At 70.2% G+C, this 18811-nt stretch carries 18 protein-coding genes and 1 pseudogene; 10 read left to right on the plus strand and 9 right to left on the minus strand.

All coding sequences use genetic code 11. From position 1 onward, the window contains the following. Positions 1-619 precede the first annotated feature (619 nt). Positions 620-934 (plus strand): annotated as a pseudogene (locus tag ASF45_RS37075) (TraB/GumN family protein); the annotation flags it as partial. Here the strand turns inward: ASF45_RS37075 and ASF45_RS09825 are convergent. The 3 genes from ASF45_RS09825 to ASF45_RS09835 form a co-directional block, all read right to left on the minus strand. Then, a complete protein-coding gene (locus tag ASF45_RS09825) occupies positions 919-1455 on the minus strand; it encodes a PIN domain-containing protein (protein WP_056660766.1) in 537 nt (178 codons plus the stop codon). The pseudogene ASF45_RS37075 and the gene ASF45_RS09825 sit on opposite strands and share 16 nt — an antisense overlap. Next, positions 1445-2266 (minus strand): hypothetical protein, encoded by an 822-nt coding sequence (locus tag ASF45_RS09830; RefSeq protein WP_056660769.1) that lies wholly within the window; start codon positions 2264-2266, stop codon positions 1445-1447. Before ASF45_RS09830 ends, ASF45_RS09825 begins: the two co-directional genes overlap by 11 nt. 390 nt (positions 2267-2656) lie before the next feature. After that, positions 2657-4357 carry a long-chain fatty acid--CoA ligase gene (locus ASF45_RS09835; RefSeq protein WP_056660772.1) on the minus strand — a complete coding sequence of 567 codons (1701 nt, stop codon included), beginning with the start codon at positions 4355-4357 and terminating at the stop codon, positions 2657-2659. A gap of 124 nt (positions 4358-4481) precedes the next feature. Between ASF45_RS09835 and ASF45_RS09840 the strand changes: the two genes are divergently transcribed. Then, entirely contained in the window at positions 4482-5675 is a 1194-nt protein-coding gene (locus ASF45_RS09840; RefSeq protein ID WP_056660774.1) for a patatin-like phospholipase family protein, read from the plus strand. A gap of 1 nt (position 5676) precedes the next feature. Here the strand turns inward: ASF45_RS09840 and ggt are convergent, their stop codons facing one another. The 3 genes from ggt to ASF45_RS09855 form a co-directional block, all read right to left on the minus strand. Beyond that, positions 5677-7404, minus strand: coding sequence for a gamma-glutamyltransferase (gene ggt / locus ASF45_RS09845; protein ID WP_056660777.1), 1728 nt, complete (start codon positions 7402-7404; stop codon positions 5677-5679). Between the two features lie 103 nt (positions 7405-7507). Further along, on the minus strand, positions 7508-8170 hold the full coding sequence (locus ASF45_RS09850; RefSeq protein WP_056660780.1) for a YceH family protein: 663 nt from the start codon (positions 8168-8170) through the stop codon (positions 7508-7510). Further along, complete coding sequence (locus ASF45_RS09855) at positions 8167-9201, minus strand: isocitrate/isopropylmalate dehydrogenase family protein (protein ID WP_056661085.1); 1035 nt, start codon at positions 9199-9201, stop codon at positions 8167-8169. Before ASF45_RS09855 ends, ASF45_RS09850 begins: the two co-directional genes overlap by 4 nt. A 152-nt stretch (positions 9202-9353) precedes the next feature. Here ASF45_RS09855 and ASF45_RS09860 point away from each other — a divergent pair, with 152 nt between their 5' ends. The 4 genes from ASF45_RS09860 (at position 9354) to ASF45_RS09875 (ending at position 13385) form a co-directional block, all read left to right on the plus strand. Continuing rightward, positions 9354-10616, plus strand: coding sequence for a DEAD/DEAH box helicase (locus tag ASF45_RS09860; protein WP_056661088.1), 1263 nt, complete (start codon positions 9354-9356; stop codon positions 10614-10616). Between the two features lie 75 nt (positions 10617-10691). After that, entirely contained in the window at positions 10692-11006 is a 315-nt protein-coding gene (locus ASF45_RS09865; RefSeq protein WP_056660783.1) for a hypothetical protein, read from the plus strand. Positions 11007-11013: 7 nt separating this feature from the next. Next, positions 11014-13125, plus strand: coding sequence for a bifunctional diguanylate cyclase/phosphodiesterase (locus ASF45_RS09870; protein WP_056660786.1), 2112 nt, complete (start codon positions 11014-11016; stop codon positions 13123-13125). Between the two features lie 5 nt (positions 13126-13130). Next, positions 13131-13385, plus strand: a complete 255-nt coding sequence (locus tag ASF45_RS09875) for a hypothetical protein (RefSeq protein ID WP_056660789.1) — start codon at positions 13131-13133, stop codon at positions 13383-13385. Between the two features lie 50 nt (positions 13386-13435). Here the strand turns inward: ASF45_RS09875 and ASF45_RS09880 are convergent, their stop codons facing one another. Continuing rightward, positions 13436-13732: an SDR family NAD(P)-dependent oxidoreductase gene (locus ASF45_RS09880; RefSeq protein WP_056660792.1), complete on the minus strand. Its 297-nt coding sequence runs from the start codon at positions 13730-13732 to the stop codon at positions 13436-13438. Further along, positions 13729-14982 carry an MFS transporter gene (locus tag ASF45_RS09885; RefSeq protein WP_056660795.1) on the minus strand — a complete coding sequence of 418 codons (1254 nt, stop codon included), beginning with the start codon at positions 14980-14982 and terminating at the stop codon, positions 13729-13731. The genes ASF45_RS09880 and ASF45_RS09885 overlap by 4 nt, the downstream gene beginning before the upstream one ends. A gap of 139 nt (positions 14983-15121) precedes the next feature. Between ASF45_RS09885 and ASF45_RS09890 the strand changes: the two genes are divergently transcribed. Further along, positions 15122-15415, plus strand: a complete 294-nt coding sequence (locus tag ASF45_RS09890) for a DUF2917 domain-containing protein (protein ID WP_063887634.1) — start codon at positions 15122-15124, stop codon at positions 15413-15415. On the opposite strand, the gene ASF45_RS09895 is transcribed toward ASF45_RS09890, so the two are convergent. Continuing rightward, the gene (locus ASF45_RS09895) at positions 15402-16322 is read right to left on the minus strand and encodes a LysR substrate-binding domain-containing protein (RefSeq protein WP_056660802.1); all 921 of its coding nucleotides are present in this window, start codon (positions 16320-16322) and stop codon (positions 15402-15404) included. The two genes, ASF45_RS09890 and ASF45_RS09895, sit on opposite strands and share 14 nt — an antisense overlap. Positions 16323-16428: 106 nt before the next feature. Here ASF45_RS09895 and ASF45_RS09900 point away from each other — a divergent pair, with 106 nt between their 5' ends. From ASF45_RS09900 to ASF45_RS09910, 3 genes are read left to right on the plus strand one after another with little or no spacing between them, the layout of a single operon-like run. After that, entirely contained in the window at positions 16429-17511 is a 1083-nt protein-coding gene (locus tag ASF45_RS09900; RefSeq protein WP_082550924.1) for an MFS transporter, read from the plus strand. Next, positions 17421-17663 (plus strand): enoyl-CoA hydratase-related protein, encoded by a 243-nt coding sequence (locus ASF45_RS09905; protein ID WP_056660805.1) that lies wholly within the window; start codon positions 17421-17423, stop codon positions 17661-17663. The genes ASF45_RS09900 and ASF45_RS09905 overlap by 91 nt, the downstream gene beginning before the upstream one ends. 2 nt (positions 17664-17665) lie before the next feature. Further along, on the plus strand, positions 17666-18802 hold the full coding sequence (locus ASF45_RS09910; protein WP_056660807.1) for a CaiB/BaiF CoA-transferase family protein: 1137 nt from the start codon (positions 17666-17668) through the stop codon (positions 18800-18802). Positions 18803-18811 lie beyond the last annotated feature (9 nt).

Raw genomic sequence — 18811 nt, forward strand, 5'->3', positions numbered from 1 at the left:
ACGACTACCTCTACTGACTCCGTATGCCTAGTCATATGCACTGTCCTGTTCCTATCTCCAAAGATAAGCGACAGGACGGGGCCGGGGAATCAGGGGGCTATCTCAAGTGATGCTCGCAGCTTGTGCGATCACGAGGCTGGTTGCCAAAAGAAGCTTCTTTATTGCATGGCCTTCAAGGATGATCCGCTGCACCGAGTGGTGCTGCCAGGAACACCTACAGACTAAGAAGCCGAACTCGGCGAAGTTAGGACAGCAAGCAGTTGGCAAGCAAGCCATGGGCAGCGCTTCATGGCAGGGTGTCCACTGCATTCGCTCGCGCTTTGAAAAACTTGAGGTGGACGCCATGTTTACGGCTGGCGCATCAGGTTGGAAGGTGGGATGGCTGGACGCTCACCGCGCACAAGCCCTGGGCTGCATTCATCATCGCTGCGGCATCGTCTTCAAACGGCGTGCCTGGCGTGGAGCCGACATTGATTGCCAAGGCCGTGGCAGACCAAAAGCCTGTCCATTGCCTGGAGACAGCGGCAGGTTTTAGCTTGGGCATGGACTCAATACCGATGGCCACGTTGTCCGCAGCGATTGACCACTATGCGCCTCAACAGCGGCGGCAAAGGACAACTTCATCCTCATGCACCACGCCTGGGCGCGCAACGACTCCGCAGCGCTCTGGGATCTGCTCCTGCAGGGGCCCTTCACGTCCGACCCAATCCTGCACGCCACCATGTTTGCCTCGCGGAACCGCCTGCGGGTGCCGCAGATCATGGCCGCCGGGGCGAGTGCTCGCGAGAACATCCTTGTTGTCGTTGGTGCGGGGCATCTCGACGGCCCGGGGAATCTTGTGGAATTCTTTCGGGCCCACGGTCTGGAGCTTCGACCACTGCAGAACGCCTGGCCAAGCCCTCGTAGCAGCTCGTCTCGCTACGGAGAATCTTGAATGCTCGCTTGGGTATATGTGCTCGGCAGCAACGCTGTAAATGGCGCCGCAATTAGACGCAGTCCGAGCAACCCCATCACAGGACTTGCAGCAATGAACTTTGGCTTCTTCAGGCGCTCGTCCATCGTGACGAACTCCATACATCCCATTTCAAGTGCCGCTGCAAGGTGCATGGCATCAACGGACTTCAGCGAGATGTTGTGCGTCCACCGAAAGTCTTGCATGAGGCGCGCTGTCTTCGGAGTCGGATTGAGGAGCCGAACGTACTGACCAGACGTGAGCAGGGAGCGGAACGCGTCTTTCACATCGTCCGATGCTGCCCCGCCTTCTTGAACCGACAAGCACTCCCCTACGGCAACCATAGACGTGTGCGCCACTAGGTGCCCTGCCCTATGCGCTTCCAAGATCTTCTTAATGAACCACACGTCCTTGGTTCGCCCATCGGGCAGAACACCTACGCGCTCCTTCACCACGTCGATGAAGCAGCAGGAGTCAAGGTAGATCCGCGGCTTACTCACCATCCTCAAGCCCACGCAGCTGATCGATGTACTGGCCACTGCTCAGGTCGCCGGTTGCATTCGGCATGCTCCCAAACAACTGGTCGAACTGCTCGAGCGCGAGCGGGTGCGTCGCCTCAATGTCCATGACTTCTACCTGTTGAATTGTTTGGGTTCCTCGATCCCAGGCTACGTCGCCGTAGACCATCAGAACGGTGTTGGCGACTTTGGTTGCCTCGTGCACCTTCTGGTACTGCTGAGCCGTGCAGATGCATCTGATCAAGTCGCCACCATCGAGCGGCCGCAATTGCATGAATGGTGGGCTTGCTCCGGGAAACCAAGCGTGCAGCAGCCCCTGCACGGCACCGTAGATTACGTGCGGCGTCTCAAGGAACTTCCGTATTTCTGCAACTTTGCGGTACGACACCTCGCGCCATAGCGGTTGCTCTGCGCTGTCGTCCTCGTACATGCCGATGTAGTAGACCTCGTCGGGGTCCATGCCCTTACCGATCTTGGAAAACTCCAGCAGCGTCGTGTAGCTAAACGTCCCCGCACCGCAGGCGCCGTACGGGTCGGGGCCAGTCAGCGCATCCAGCGCTTTGACACCTGCCCGTGTAATCTCGTCCTCAACAGGATGAACGTACAAAGTGTCCCAAGATGTCGACTCATTGCGGAACTCCTTCGCAAGCCATTCACCTTTGCGGACTGAAACGCCAAGGTCCGCAGCAAATGCGCGCAGGAACTTCTCCGCCTGAGTGGCGAAGTCGCCCAGTTTGTCGAGAGGAGTCCCCTCACGACCTGGATTGAAGCGGAGGCGCACCTTGAGATGCGACATGGCTAACGGGGTGTTCGAAGCGTGAAAAGCAATCTTGCGCAGTATGGCATCTGACCGATGCCATCGACGCAGCGAAGTTACACGGAAGCTCGCGGCCTAGGCCATCTGGTGGAAGTTCACCATCGCCTTACCGGCGCGACGGGGGGCGATGTCGGAGAGCCAGCTACCACGCACGGCGCTGGACGTGAAGGGCTGGCCGCGGTGCAGGTGCTGACCGGCATTCCAACGGGCGTTCTGATGCGTCCACTGGGCTACCTAGCCGACGAGAACCGCGAGGACTTGACGGTGCGCGGGTTGATCGCCGGGAGGTAGTCAATTCCGTACGATTTCCGTACGGCGTCCCCCCGGCCAGAAGCGCCGCAACAATGCAGGCGTTTCTTTCTTTACAACTCAACGCCCTTCCGCCTCCTGCAGCAGCCGCCACATCACCTTGCCGCTGCCGCTCTTGGGCAGGGCATCGGCGAACGCCACCTGGCGCGGCACCTTGTAGGCCGCCATGTTGGCGCGGCACCAGGTGATGATGTCCTCGGCCGTGGTGTCCTTGTGGGTGGGTCGCAGCACCACCACGGCCTTGACCGATTCGCCGCGGTAGGCATCCTGCGTGGCGATGATGCAGGCCTCCTGCACCGCCGGATGCCGGTACATCAGCAGTTCGACCTCGGCCGGCCAGACCTTGAAGCCGCTGGCGTTGATCATGCGCTTCAGACGGTCGGTCATGAAGAAGTAGCCGTCCTCGTCCATGCGGCCCATGTCGCCGGTGCGGAAGAAGCGCTTGCCCTCGAACGTGATGAAGGCTGCGGCCGTCGCCTCGGGCTGCTTCCAGTAGCCGTGGAACACCTGCGGGCCGTGCACGATGATCTCGCCGGACTCGCCCGCCGGCAGTTCCTGCAGGCTGTCGGGGTCGACCACGCGGGCGTCGGTGGACAGGATGGGAATGCCCAGGCACTGCTGCTTGGGCCGTTCGAAGGGGTTGGTGTGCGTGGGCGCGGCGGTCTCGGTCAGGCCGTAGCCCTCCTGGTAGCGCAGGCCGTATTGCTCCACCAACCGCTGCGCGATGGCCTGCGGCATGGCGGCACCGCCGCCGCCGATCTGCTGCAGGCTCGTGAGGTCGTAGGCCGGCAGGTTCGGGCTGGCCAGCAGGTCCACCACCATGGTGGGGATGTTGGTCCAGGCCGTCACCTTCCAGCGCGAGATCAGGTGGCCGGCCACGTCGCGGTCCCAGCGCGGCATGAGCACCAGCGTGGCGCCGGAAGCGATGGCCGTGTGCATCATGCTGACGATGCCGGTGATGTGGAACATGGGCACCACGGCCAGCACCACCGCCTCGGAGTTCGAGCAAGACCACAGCATGCTGGACACCACGTTGTGCATCAGGTTGCTGTGGTGGTGCACGCAGCCCTTGGGCAGGCCGGTGGTGCCGCTGGTGTAGGGCAGCAGCGCCATGTCGTTCGCGCCGACCGTGTGCGGCGGCGCGGCCAGGCCCTGCGCCAGCAGCACATCCCAGGCATGCACGGCGCCACCGGCCAGGGCCGGCAGCGGGTGGCGTGCCAGCAACCAGTTGCGCCAGGCCGGCGCCATGGCCGGGCCATCGGCCGCCGCGGCGTCGAAGGCGTCGGTGAACTGCGTGACCACCAGATGCGCCAGCCGCTGCGCAGGTGGCAGGGCATCGCTGGCCTTGGCCAGCTCGCCGGCCAGGTCGCCCGTGGTGATCGCCAGCTTCGCGTCGGCGTCGACCAGGTAGTGCTCCAGCTCCTGTGCCTTGTTCATGGGGTTGACCGGCACCACCACGGCGTTGGCGCGCAGGATCGCGAAATGCGCGACGACCAGCTGCGGGCAGTTCTGCATGAACAGCGCCACGCGGTCGCCGCGCTGCACGCCCAGCGCGGCCAGTGCGCCCGCCAGGGCCTCGACCTGCGCCGCCAGCGCCGCGTAGGGGGTCGCGCGGTCGAAGAACACCAGGGCCGACTTGTCCGGATAGCGCGCCGCACTGGTCGCCAGGTTGTGCCACAGCGAGGTGGCCGGCACCGTCAGTGTGCGCGGCAAGCGCGAGGGCCAGAACTTGTGGTGGGGACGGTCGGCAGTCAGGGACATGGGCGCGGGCCAGGAGTGTACGAAGCCGCCGAGGGTAGGCCACAAGCGCGGCCAGCCGCATCGGGAAGGCCCCTAGAACCTGTCGGCCCCGGGACATGGCCGCTGGCTCCTACACTCGCCGCCCATGGCCCATCCCCTGTCCACCGCCCCGACAGCCCTGGTGCTGACCGGCGGCGGCGCCCGGGCCGCCTACCAGGTCGGCGTGCTGCAGGCGCTGGCGCAGCTGCGCCAGCGCAGCCCGGCCGCCCACGCCGGCAACCCCTTCCCCATCGTCGTCGGCACCTCGGCCGGGGCCATCAACGCCGCGGCACTGGCCTGCGGTACCGACGACTTCGACGCGGCCGTGGCCGCCATCGCCGAGGTCTGGGCCCACTTCCGGCCCGAACAGGTCTACCACGCCGATGCGCTGGACCTGCTGGACACCCCGGGCCGCGCCCGCATGCTCTGGGGCTTGGCCCGGCTGCTGGCGCGCTGGCGCCAGGCCCAGCCGCACAGCCTGCTGGACAACCGGCCGCTGGCCGACCTGCTGCAGCGCCTGGTGCCGTTGGACCGGCTGCCCGCACTGCTGCGGGCCGGCCACCTGCAGGCGCTGGCCATCACCGCATCGAGCTACAGCGCTGGCGACCACTGCACCTTCTACCAGTCGGCCGTGCCCATGGAGCCCTGGCTGCGCTCGCAGCGGCGCGCCGTGCCGGGGCCGATCTCGCATGCCCACCTGCTGGCCTCCTCGGCCATTCCCTTCGTGTTCCCGGCCACGCCCATCGGCCCCCTGGATGACGCCGAGTACTTCGGCGATGGCTCGATGCGCCAGGCTGCGCCGCTCTCGCCGGCCATCCACCTGGGCGCAGCGCGCATCCTGGCCGTCGGCGCGGGCCGGCTGCAGGAGCCGCGCGGCAGCAGTCCCACGCTGCACACCGGCCGGCCCAGCGCCGCGCAGATCGCCGGGCACGCGCTGTCCAGCATCTTCCTGGACGCGCTGGGCGTGGATGTGGAGCGCCTGCACCGCATCAACCAGACGCTGGCCCTGGTGCCGCCCGCCGCGCGCAACGGCACGGCGCTGCGGCCGGTGGAACTGCTGCTGATCGCGCCCTCGCAGCGGCTGGACGCCATCGCCGCGCGCCATGCGCAGGCGCTGCCGGGCGTGGTGCGCCGGCTGTTCGCGGCAGGCGGCCCGGCGGCGCATGCGGCCACGCAGTCCTCCGCGTTCGCGAGCTACTTGCTGTTCGATGCCGGCTTCACGGGCGAGCTGATGGCGCTGGGCCGCGCCGACACGCTGGCCCAGGCCGCCCAGGTGTGCAGCTTCCTGGGCTGGACCTGACTCAGTAGCCGGCGGCCAACCCGGTGTTGCGCCGCGGATCGTTGGCGCCGAAGTAGCGCTTGCCCGGCACGGGCTTGCCGTCCAGCGCCGGCGCGCCGACCAGGATCACGGCCAGGTGGTTGGCCGGCTGCGGCGCGGCGAACTGGTGCCCCCAGCCTTCCAGGATGCGGCGCGTGTCGGGCGAGAGCATGCGCGCCTCCACATTGGTCGGCGCCGGCAGCCACTGCTGGTGGAAGCGCGGCGCGTCCACCGCCTCCTGCACCGTCATGCCGTAGTCCAGCACGTTGAGGATGGTGTGCAGCACGGCCGTGATGATGCGGCTGCCGCCCGGCGTGCCGACCACCATGAGCGGCTGGCCGTCCTTGCCCGTCACGATGGTCGGGCTCATGGACGACAGCGGCCGCTTGCCGGGCGCGATGGCATTGGCCTCGCCCTGCACCAGGCCGTACAGATTGGGCACGCCGACCTTGACCGTGAAGTCGTCCATCTCGTTGTTGAGCAGCACGCCGGTGCCAGCGGCCGTGACCTTGGCGCCGAACCAGTCGTTCAGCGTGTAGGTGACCGAGACCGCGTTGCCCCACTTGTCGGTGATCGAGTAGTGCGTGGTGTTGCTGCCCTCGTGCGGCGCCACGCCGGGCTTGAGCGCGCGGCTGTCGGCCGCCTGGTTGGGCGCGATGGTGGCGCGGATGCGCGCCGCGTAGTCCTTGGACAGCAGCCGCTCCATCGGGTTCTTGACGAAGTCCGGGTCGCCCAGGTAGCTGTTGCGGTCCACGTAGGCGTGGCGCATGGCCTCGATCTGGTAGTGCACGCCCTGCGCCGCGCCCCAGCCCAGGTCCTTGAGCGGGTAGCCCTCCAGGATGTTCAGCACCTCGCAGATCACCACCCCGCCCGAGCTCGGCGGCGGCGCCGAGACGATGCCGTAGCCGCGGTAGCTGCATTCCACGGGCTTGAGTTCGCGCGTCCTGTACTGGTCGAGGTCGGCCTGCGTGATGATGCCCTTGCCCGCCTGGCTGGAGGCCACGATGGCCGCGCCCACGGCGCCCTTGTAGAAGCCGTCCACGCCGCGCTCGCTGATGGCCTGCAGCGTGGCCGCCAGGTCGCGCTGCACCAGTTTCTGGCCACTCTGGAACGGCTCGCCGCGGTTCAGGAAGATCTCGGCCGTCGGCGCGTCGCGGCGGAAGTCGGCCGTGGCCGTGGCCAGCAGGTCGATGTCGCCCTGCTCCAGCACGAAGCCCTCGCGTGCCAGCTTGATGGACGGCGCGATCAGCGTGGCGCGCTGCTGCGTGCCGTACTTCTCGCGCGCGTACTCCAGGCCCGAGACCGAGCCCGGCACGCCCACGGCCAGGTGGCCCAGCGTGCTCGCGCCCTTGATGACGTTGCCGTCCTTGTCCAGGTACATGTTGGCCGTCGCGGCCAGCGGCGCCTTCTCGCGGAAATCGAGGAAGGTGCTGCGGCCGTCGGCCAGGCGGATGGTCATGAAGCCGCCGCCGCCCAGGTTGCCGGCGGCCGGATAGACCACGGCCAGCGCATAGCCCACGGCCACCGCGGCGTCGATGGCGTTGCCGCCGTCCTTGAGCACGTCCACGCCCACGCGTGTGGCCAGGTGCTGCGCCGAGACGACCATGCCGTTCTCGGCCGCGACCGGCGCCGGCGAGGCGGCCAGCGCAGCGCTGGTCCAGACCGCCGCACAGCCGGCGGCACAGACGGTGAGGGAAAGGGTCCAACGCATCGAGAGTCTCCTGTTGTATTGCATACGGTGCGGGACCGTGATTCTGCTGCGCTTTCGGCGTGTGCCGCAGCGCGTTCAACAGGAGTTACATCTGCGCGGCGGGTCAGGCGTCGGGGTCGATCCCCAGTTCCGCGCACAGCCGCGCCACCGTGGCCTTGAGCGCCGCCACCTCGCCGTCGAGCCGCTGCACCTGGGCGCGCAATGCGGGCACTTCGCCCACAGGATCTGCGGCCGACGCGCTCTGGTCCAGCGCCGCCGCGGCCTCGGGTGCCTCGCCCGACAGCAGGTGCATCCAGCGGTTCTCGCGCGCACCCGGCAGCCGGGCCAGCCGCGCCACCAGCGCACCGGCCGGCCGCTCGGCCAGCTCGTCCAGGAAGGCCTCGACCGAGGAGATGTCGGCGAAGTTGTGCATGCGGTCGCTGGCGATGCGCAGCTCGCCCGCCGTCTGCGGCCCGCGCAGCAGCAGCACCGCGAGCAGCGCCTGCGACTGCGAGGGGATGCGCAGCACGCCGTCGGCGTTGTGGGCATAGCGCATCGCGCGGCCACCGCTGGTCTCGTTGACGAAGGCCATGCCGCGCAGCGTGGCCAGCGCGTCCTGCACCTGGGCGTCGCTGAGCTCCATCACCGGATGCCGGCTGGTCTTCTGGTTGCAGCCGGCGACCAGGCTGTTCAGCGTCAGAGGGTAGGTGTCGGGCACGGTGCGCTGCTTCTCGATCAGCACGCCCAGCACACGCGCCTCGGCCAGCGAGAGGATGGGAACGCTCATGCGGTGGCCTTGATCCTGGCGACGAGCGCCTGCGTGAACTGTGCCGTGCCGGCCTTGCCGCCCAGGTCACCGGTGCGCACCTGGTCGATGTTGAGCGTGGCGTCGATGGCCTCGCGCAGCCGGCGCGCCAGGTCGGGCAGTTGCACATGCTCCAGCATCAGCGCTGCCGCCAGCATGATGGCCACCGGGTTGGCGATGCCCTTGCCCGCAATGTCGGGCGCCGAGCCGTGCACGGCCTCGAAGATCGCCGCGTCCTTGCCGATGTTGGCGCCCGGCGCCATGCCCAAGCCGCCGACCAGGCCGGCCACCAGGTCGGACAGGATGTCGCCGAACAGGTTGGTCGTGACCAGCATGTCGAACTGCCAGGGGTTGAGCACCAGCTTCATGGCGCAGGCGTCGACGATCACGGTCTCCAGCTGGAACTTGCCCTGGTAACGCTCGGCATACAGCCGCTCGCCGGTCTCCAGGAAGATGCCGGTCAGCGCCTTCATGATGTTGGCCTTGTGCACCAGCGTGACCTTCTTGCGGCCGGTGGCGATCGCCGTGTCGAACGCGTATTCGAGGATGCGCCGGCTGCCGGCCCGCGTGTTGATGCCGGTGGCCATGGCCACGGCGTGCGGGTCGTCGTCGATCTGCACATAGTGCTCGTGGCCGATGTACAGGCCTTCCAGGTTCTCGCGCACCACCAGCAGGTCGATCTTGTCGAAGCGCCCGCCCGGGATCAGCGTGCGCGCCGGGCGCAGGTTGGCGTAGAGCTGGAACTCCTCGCGCAGCCGCACGTTGGACGAGCGGTAGCCACCACCCGAGGGCGTCTCCAGCGGCCCCTTGAGCGCCAGCCGGGTGCGGCGGATGCTGTCCAGCGTGGCCTGGGGCAGGGGGTCGCCGGCCGCCTGCACGCCGCCCAGGCCGGCGATCTGGCGGTCCCAGGCGAAAGGGGCACCCAGCGCATCGAGCGCGGCCAGCGTGGCGTCGACGATCTCGGGGCCGATGCCGTCTCCGGGGATCAGGGTGGCGGGAATGGGCGTGGTCATGGGGAATCCTGTCGCGTCATGGAACTGCGCGCGCAGCATACCCGCCGCCACGGGCCGGTTCCAAGGCCACAGTCAGCGCGGGGCCCTCCACGTACACTGCCGTGCCGGCCTCTGCCCCGCCCACTCCCCGCATGAACGAATCCGATCCGGCCCTGCCGTTTTCCGCCCTGGGCCTCGCGCCCGTGCTGGCGCACGCCGCGGCCGCCCAAGGCTACGCGCAGCCCACGCCCGTGCAAGCCGCCGCCATCCCATCGGTCCTGCAGGGCCGCGACCTGCGCGCCAGCGCGCCCACGGGCTCGGGCAAGACCGCCGCTTTCGTGCTGCCACTGCTGCAGCGCTGGAGCGCCACGCCGCGCCAGCAGCCGCGCCGCCTGCACACGCTGGTGCTGGTGCCCACGCGCGAACTGGCCACCCAGGTGGCCGAGCAGGTGCAGGCCCTGGCCGCCGACTTGCCCGATGCGCCGCGCCTGGTGCGCGCCATCGGCGGCGTCTCCATCAACCCGCAGATGCTGGCCCTGCGCGGCGGCGCCGACATCGTGGTCGCCACGCCCGGCCGCGCACTGGACCTGGCCGCGCGCAACGCCTTGCGCCTGGACGGCCTGCAGGCCCTGGTGCTGGACGAGGCCGACCGCCTGCTCGACCTGGGCTTCGCCGACGAGCTGCAGCAACTGCTGCGCCGGCTGCCCGCCGCACGCCAGACGCTGCTGTTCTCCGCCACGTTTCCGCCGGCCGTGCAGGCGCTGGCCGACGGGCTGCTGCGCGAACCGGCCCAGGTGGAAGCGCCCGCGCAGCTGGCCGCCCTGCCCGACATCGCCCAGCGCGCCATCGTGGTCGACACCGGCCTGCGCACGCAGCTGCTGCGCCACCTGATCGCCGAGCACGGCTGGCCGCAGGTGCTGGTCTTCGTGGCCACCAAGCTGGCCTGCGAAACCGTGGCCAACAAGCTGCGCAAGGCGGGCCTGTCGGCCGAGCCGCTGCATGGCCAGCTGAGCCAGGGCAAACGCAGCCAGGTGCTGGCCGACTTCAAGGCCGCCCGCGTGCAGGTGATGGTGGCGACCGACCTGGCAGCACGCGGCATCGACATCGTGCAGTTGCCGGCCGTCGTCAACTTCGACCTCGCGCGCTCGCCCACCGAGCACGTGCACCGCATCGGCCGCACCGGCCGCGCCGGCGCCAGCGGCGTGGCGCTGAGCTTCGTGCCGGCCGCGTCCGAAGCGCATTTCCGGCTCATCGAGAAACGCCAGGGCCTGGCCGTGCCGCGCGAGAAGGTGCCGGGCTTCGAGGCCAGGGAAGCGGCGCAGCCCGTGGTGTCCGACCCGCAGGGCGGCATCAAGGGCCGCCGGCCTAGCAAGAAGGACAAGCTGCGCGCGGCAGCGGCAGCGGCAGCGGCAGCGGCTGCAGCGAGCAAGCCATGAGCGCAGCGCCGGGCCGCCCCGAGCAAGCTCGCGCCCGCTGGGGCGGACAACAGGCCGCAGGCCGAAGGTGCACCAGTGAACCTGCAGTTCCTGCTGTTCGACCAGAGCGAGGGCGGTGACGGCACCGGCCTGTTCGAGGCCATGGCCGCGGTGCGGCCCGCGCAGGCGGCCGCCGTGGAGGCCGAGATCGCCACCGTGCTGGACTGGGCGGGTGCGCAGTTCGGCGCGCCGACGCCCGTGGAAGACGGCGGCGACTGGCATGCCGAACTGCAGCAGGGCGAGGAAGCCGACGGCAGCGGCGCGCCGCGCAAGGTGTTCAGCCTGTCGCTGGCCGGATCGGCGGCGTTCTGCGCTGCGTTCGAGAGCCGGTTCGGCGACGCGCTGGCCTGACCCGCCCATGGCATCCGACCTCCTCCCTTCCGACACCCCTGCCGACCACCTGCTGGCCGAGCTGCTCGACCGCATCGACGGCTACCTCTACATCAAGGACCAGGGCGGCCGCTACCTGTTCGCCAATGCCCAGGTGCGCGCGCTGTACGGCGCCACCAGGCAGCAGATCGCCGGCGCGCAGGATGCGCAGTTCATGGACACCGTCCGCTCTGCGCGCGTGCTCATGAACGACCGCGCCGTGCTCAAGCAGGGCGCGGCCATCCACGACGAGGAAGAGCTCTGCCTGCACAGCGGCGTGCGGCGCGGCTTTCGCACCACCAAGCTGCCGATCCTGGACGCCGCGGGCCAGGTGGTGGCGGTGTGCGGCCTGTCCACCGACATCACGCAGCGCAACTGGGCCTCGGGCCACCTGGTCGAGCGCAACCACCTGCTGGGCACCGTGCTGTCCAACATCGACGCGCACATCTATGTCAAGGACCACCGCGGCAACTACCTCTACGCCAACGAGAAGACGCTGCTGCTGTACGGCCGCACCGCGGCCGAGGTCATCGGCCGCAGCGACGCCGACCTGCTGCCCGCCGAAGTGGCGCAGCGGCTGGCCGCCACCGACCGCGAGGTGATCCATGCCTCGGCCCGCCACGCTGGCGAGGAGGTGGTGGTCGGCGCCGACGGCAAGGAGCGCCACTACTGGTCGATCAAGCTGCCGCTGGAGCTGCCGGGCCAGCCGACCGGCATCATCGGCTTCTCCACCGAGATCACGGAGCTGCTGCGCCTGCGCCAGACGCTGGAACGCCAGCGCATCACCGACGCGCTGACCGGCCTGCCCAACCGCCTGCAGCTGGAGCAGGAACTGGCGCTGGAACTGCGCCTGGCCCAACGCGACGGCAGCGCGGTGGCACTCGTGATGCTGGACATCGACCAGTTCAAGCACATCAACACCCATTTCGGCCAGGAGGCCGGCGACCAGTTGCTGCGCGAGGCCGCCCAGCGCCTGCGCCAGGCGCTGCCGGCCAGCTGCTGCCTGGCCCGCCCCGGCGGCGACGAGTTCGCCGTCGTTCTGCCCTGCAGCGATCCGGCCGCATTGCTGCGCCAGGTGGAACACCTGCGCGCAGTCTTGGCCGAGCCCTACATGCTGCTGGGCAAGCTCTGGCGCGCCACGGCCAGTGCGGGCCTGGCCACCTACCCGCAGGATGCCGACAGTGCCGGGCCCCTGCTGGTCCATGCCGAAGCCGCGATGTACCTGGCCAAGGAGCGCGGCCGCGACCAGTTGCGCCGCTACAGCGCCGACCTGGGCGCCGCCGCCTCGCGCCGCGTGGCGCTGGAACACGACCTGCGCGGCGCACTGGCGGCCGGCCAGTTCGAACTGCACTACCAGCCCAAGATCCGCAGCATCGACAGCGCCGTCGCCGGCTTCGAGGCCTTGCTGCGCTGGAACCGCTCGGCCCAGGAACGCGTGTCGCCGCTGGAGTTCATTCCGCTGGCCGAGCAGATGGGCCTGCTGGTGCAGATCGGCCAATGGGTGGTGGAACAGGCCTGCACGCAGATGGCGCACTGGCGCGCCCAGGGCCTGGGCCATGTGTCGGTGGCCGTGAACCTCTCGCCCAGCCAGCTCAAGAGCGACAGCCTGCTGGACAGCGTCTGCGCCAGTGTGGCGCGCCACGGCATCGCGACCGGCGAGCTCGAACTGGAAGTCACCGAATCCATGATGATGGACGAGCCCGAGCAGGCCATCGCCATCCTGCGCGGCCTGCACCAGCACGGCGTGCAGCTGTCGATCGACGACTTCGGCACCGGCTACTCGTCCATGGCCTACCTGAAGCGCCTGCCCGTGGACACGCTCAAGCTCGACCGCGTCTTCGTCAACGAGATTGCCACCGATGTGCGCGATGCCGACCTGTGCGCCGGCGTGATCGCACTGGCCCACAAGCTGGGCCTGCGCGTGGTGGCCGAGGGCGTGGAGACCGAGGCGCAGCGCCAGGCCCTGGCCGCGCGCGACTGCGACCTGTTCCAGGGCTACCTGTTCAGCAAGCCGCTGCCAGCGGCGCAGGTGCCCGCCTATCTCCAACACCAGGCCCGACAGCAGGCCCACGCCGTGGCCATGCAAGGCCGCGGCATCTGAACACCATGCCCGAACTCGCCATCACCACTCCGGTCTACAAGCTCTACCCCTCGCCGCGCAACCGCGACAAGCAGCTGTTTGCGCACGAGGTCTTCGTGCCCCACCCTTACGCGCTGGTGGACCCGCCCAGCTACGACCCGCAGGGCCGCTGGAGCCTGTTCGCTGCGCACCGGCTGGCCGACGGCAAGAACGGCCAGCTCGTGACCTTCGAGTTGCAGGCCGATGCCGCGCGCTTCGAGGCGCGTTTCACACCGGACTGAGCCGCATCATGGCTGCGGCTTCGCCGCGGCCTGCCCCGTGGCGGCCGCGTTCACCTCGCGGATCTGCTGCTGCAGCTTGCGGAACGCGGCCGATTCGCGCAGCAGCTTGCCGGCACCGCGTTGACGCGGATGCCCTCTTCGGCCAGTTCCTTGGCCGGGCCGACGGTGAAGGCCTCGACCGCGGCCTTGGACGCGGCGCGGATCTGCGCGACCAGTGCCTGGGCCGGCGCAGGCTGCGTGGCGTAGGTGATGCAGACGGCATGGCCCGCCGCCGCGGCCAGCCTGGCCGTCGCCGCGCCGATGCCGCGGCTGCCGCCCGTGATGAGCACGGTGCCCGTGTCGTTCATGGCATGGTTCTCCTTGCAGTGGTGGAGGGGTGGCGCAACACCAGCGCGATGGATGCGGCCAGCAGCACGGTGCAGGCCGCCAGCCCCAGGGCCAGCGTGCCCGCCTGACCCAGCCGCTCCAACGCCAGCGCCACGGCCACGGGCGCCGCCGCGGCCAGCACGAAGGCCGGCCGCAGGATGCTGCCGACGATGCGGCCGTAGTGCGCGGTGTCGAACAGCAGCAGCGGCATGGCGCCGCGCGTGATGGTGGCAATGCCGTTGCCCGCGCCGTACAGGAAGGTGAAGGCCGCGGCTCCTGCCAGCGAGGCGCCCGCCAGCAGCGCCACCGCATAGGCGCCGGCCAGGAAGCTGCAGGGCAGCAGGTTGAGGCGGATCGCATCGAAGCGGTGGGCCCAGGCCACGACCCAGGCGCGGCCGCAGAACTGCCCCACGCCCAGCAGCATGGACAGCGTGACGGCCGTCCGCGCATCCCAGCCCAGGCCGCGCAGCAGCGCCAGGAAGTGTGCGGCCACGCCGGTCTGCATGGCCAGCACCAGCACCGCAACCAGGCCGTAGAGCCAGGTGTCGGCCACCGCCGTGCGCCGCGGCGCGGGGCCCGGTGCGGCGGGTGCCGCCGCTTGCCCCAGGATGCGCGGCGCGGCCCGCGGGATCGCCAGGTGCAGCGCCGAGCCCAGCAGCAACAACAGTGCATAGCCCCACAGCGCACCGCGCCAGCCCAGCGCGTCCGCCAGCGCCTGGCCCAGCGGCCAGAACAGCGTGGACGCGAAACCGCCGAACAGGGTGATCTGCGACATCGCGCGCTTGGTCGCCGGCCCGCCCAGGAAGGCCAGCGCCGCGAAGGCCGCGTCGTACAGCGCCAGCCGCATGCCCAGGCCCAGCAGCACCCAGCCCAGGTAGTAGGTGGCCAGGTGCTGGGCCGAGGCCAGCACGGCGCAGCCGAGTGCACCGGCCCAGCAGCCGGCCATCATGGCGCGGCGCCCGCCATGGCTGTCGATCCAGCGGCCCACCGCGCTGGAGCTGGCAGCCATCACGAGCAGCGCCAGCGAGAAGCCGGCCTGCACCCAGGCCGGGCTCCAGCCCAGCTCGGCCGTGATCGGCTGAGCGAACACTGCGATCAGGTAGTGCATGGCGCCCCAGGCCAGCAGCTGCGACAGGCCCAGGCAGCAGACCAGCCGCGCGCCGATGGCCGCCGCCGGTGCTGGCGCGGCCGGGGTCTGAGGCGCGGTCTGAGGCGGAGATGGGGGCGGCATGCGGTGGTCGGTCTCCGGCCGCGACTCTAACCGCTGGGGCCGCACCCAGGCATGCGCAAGCCTCATGGCCGCGCGCCTGTCTTCGCATGCCACGGCGGACACCGGCAGCCCACACTCCAACGGCCAACGGGAGAACACCATGCACCATGAACCGCACCGTGAACTGCATCTGGACCATACCTGCCGCAGCCTGCACCTGCCGGCCGGGGCGGTGCTGCACTGCCACGCGGGCCGGCTCTGGCTCACGCGCGAGACGCACGGGCAGGCCGGCGCCAGCCCCGACATCATGCTGGTGCCGGGGCAGCGGCACCGGGTCGCGTCGGCCGGCATGCACTTCCTCACGCACCTGCGCACGAGCGGCCCGGCCGCGCGCTGCAGCGTGGAGCTGCCCGCGCCACGCGCCACGCTGCGCAGGGTCTTCAGCTGGCGCTGAGGGCGGCCATGCCGGCGGCCTCGGCGCGGATCCACGCGGCCACGCGCTGCACGTCGGCGCGCGGCGCCGGCTCGGCCTGCAGCAGCCAGAACGCGTAGGGGCTGGGCCGCGGGCCCTGCCCGGCCAGCAGCGCCAGCTGGCCGCCCGCCAGCAGCGGCTGCAGCAGTTCCAGCCGGCCCAGGGCCACGCCCTGCCCGGCCAGCGCCGCATGGATCACCTGGTCGTACTGGTTCAGCCGCAGCATGGCCGGGCGGGCACGGCCGCGCGCCGCGCCCTTGGCCAACGGCCAGCCGCGCCACTGCAGCCAGGGCCGCGGATCGTCCAGCTCCAGCAAGGCCATGCGCGCCAGCGCCCCGGGATCGCGCGCGGCCTCCTCCACCAGACGCGGGTGCGCCACCGGCGCCAGCGTCTCGCCGAACAGCCGCACGGCGTCGGCCGGCGCGTCGGCCGCGCTGCAATAGCGCAGCGCCAGGTCGATGCCATCGGCGCGCAGGTCGCTGAGCTGGTTGCTGGCCGATAGCCGCACGTCCAGCTGCGGGTGCAGCTGCTGCAGCGCCGCCAGCCGCGGCAGCAGCCACAGGCCGACCACGCCCACGCTGGCCGTGACGGTGACGGGCCGGCGCTCCTCGCTGCGGCGCAGCTCACCCATCACGTCCTGCAACTGCTGCAGGGCACCGTCGGCGCTGCGGAACAGGCGCTCGCCTTCGGCGGTGAAGGCCACGCCGCGGTGCTGGCGCAGGAACAGCCTGCAGCCCAGCTGTTCCTCCAGTTGGTTCACCTGCCGGCTCACGGCAGATTGCGTGAGGCACAGGTCGTCGGCGGCCTGCGTGATGCTCAGGCGCCGGCCGACCGCGACGAAGCCCTTGAGCAGATCCAGGGAAGACAGGCGTACGAGAGGCATGGACATGGCCCATTGTGTGGCCGCGCGTCCCCGATACCCATGCGCGCAGCGCATGGCTGGCGCACCAAATCATCAATTGTGCGGGTGCCGCCCGGCGCGTCCAATCGTCGCCATGCAATCCATCTCCCCTCCATTCCCCACTTCCCGCGCCTGGTGGACCCGGGCCTGGGTGCTGGTCCTGGCCGGCGGCCTGGTCATGGGCCTGGCCCTGGGCGTGCGCCATGTGCAGGGCCTGTTCATGCTACCCATGACGCAGGACCGCGGCTGGACGCGCGAGACCTTCGCGCTGGCCCTGGCCGTGCAGAACCTGGTCTGGGGCCTGGCCCAGCCCTTCACGGGCATGCTGGCCGACCGCTTCGGCGCCAGCCGCGTGGTGGCCGTGGGGCTGCTGCTCTACGCGCTGGGCCTGGCCGGCATGGCCTGGGCACCCAGCGCCTTGGCGCTGGTGCTGGCCTGCGGCGTGTGCATCGGCATCGCGCTGTCCGGCACGGCCTTCGGCGTGGTCTACGCGGCGCTGAGCCGGCTCGTCCCGCCCGAGCGGCGCGGCTGGGCCCTGGGGCTGGCCGGCGCGGTCGGCGGTCTCGGGCAGTTCGCGCTGGTGCCGGGCGCGCAGGGCCTGATCGCGGGCTGGGGCTGGGCCGCGGCGCTGGGCATCCTGTCGGTCACCGCCGCGCTGCTGCTGCCGCTGGCCTGGCCACTGAACGACCGCAGCGCACCGACAGGCCCGCAGGCCGACGTCTTGCCGCTGGGCCGCGCCGTGCGCGAGGCCTTCGCCCAGCCCGGCTTCTGGCTGCTCAACCTGGGCTTTCTCGCCTGCGGCTTCCAGCTGGCCTTCATTGCCAGCCACCTGCCGGCCTACCTGCTGGACCGTGGCCTGCGCGCGACCGACGGCGTGGCCGCCCTGGCCATCATCGCGCTGACCAACGTGGCGGGCACCTACGCCGCCGGGCTGCTGGGCGCGCGCTGGAGCAGGAAGCGCCTGCTGGCCGGCGTCTACCTCGCGCGCAGCGCGGCCATGGCGCTGTTCCTGCTGGTGCCGCTCTCCAGTGCCAGCCTGTACGCCTTCGCCGCCGCCATGGGCTTGCTGTGGCGGGCCTGGCCCGCATGCTGCCGGCCGAGGGCTTTCTGGATGCCGTGCTGGAGCGCGCCCGGGACCTGGCCAACGCCACCTCGCCGCGCTCGGTGCGCACCATGAAACGCCAGCTGCGCGAGGCGCACACGCAGACGCTGCTGGAGGCCACCGACCTGGCCGACCGCGAGATCGCCGCCTGCCGCGGCACCGAGGACTTCCGCGAGGGCGTGCAGCACTTCATCGAGAAGCGCGCGCCCCGCTTCACGGGGAGATGAGCATGGACCGGTTCGCCGCACAGCCCTTGAAGGGCATCCGCGTGGTCGAGGTCGCGCAGAACATCGCCGGCCCCTACGCCGGCGAGATCCTGTCGGCGCTGGGCGCCGATGTGGTCAAGGTGGAACGGCCCGGCACGGGCGACGACGCGCGCGGCTGGGGTCCGCCGTTCTGGCGTGGCACCGCCACCACGTTCCAGGCCATGAACCATGGCAAGAAGAGCATCACGCTGGACCTCAAGGACCCGGCCGACCTGCAATGGCTGCACGGCTTCGTCGGGGAAGCCGACGTGTTCGTGCAGAACATGCGGCCCGGCGCGCTGGCCGAGCTGCAGCTGGGCCCCGAGGTGCTGTGCGCGGCCCACCCGCGGCTGGTGTATTGCTCCCTCACGGCTTTCGGCCACAAGGGCCCCAAGCAGCTGGCGCCCGGCTACGAGCCCATGGTGCAGGCGTATGCGGGCCTGTTCAGCGTCAACGGCACCGAGGACGGTCCGCCGGCGCGCGTGGGCATGCAGGTGCTGGACCTGGGCAGCGGCATCTGGGCCGCGCTGGGCTGCATCGCGGCCCTGTTCCAGCGCACGGCCACGGGCCGGGGCTGCGTGGTCGACACCTCGCTGTTCGAGACCGCGCTGGGCTGGCTGCAGGTGTCCATGGCGGGTTTCCAGGCCACCGGACAGCAACCGGCGCGCCACCGCAGCGGCAACCCCAACGTGGTGGTGTTCCAGGCCCTGCCCACGGCCGACGGCGAAGTGGTGGTGGCGGCCGCCAACGACCGCCTGTTCGCAAAACTCGCGCGCCTGGTCGGCCATCCGCAATGGGCGGCCGACCCGCGCTATGCCAGCAACGCCCTGCGCGTGCAGCACAAGGCCGAGCTGCTGCCGCAGCTGCAGGCGCTGTTCCGCGAGCGCAGCACCGGCGACTGGATCGCCGCGCTGGAAGACGCCGGCATCCCCTGCGGGCCGATCCAGGACTTCGCCCAGGTCATGGCCGAGCGGCAGACCGAGGCCATCGGCATCTTCCAGAACATCCCCGACGTCGACCTGCGCGTGGTCGGCCTGCCGCTGTCCTTCGACGGCGAACGCCCGCCCGTGCGCGGCCGTGCGCCCGAACTCGGCGAGCACACCCAGGACATCCGGGGCTGAACCCACCCA

Origin of the sequence: Pseudorhodoferax sp. Leaf265 (assembly GCF_001422365.1) — a bacterium.
Classification (GTDB): Bacteria; Pseudomonadota; Gammaproteobacteria; order Burkholderiales; family Burkholderiaceae_C; genus Pseudorhodoferax.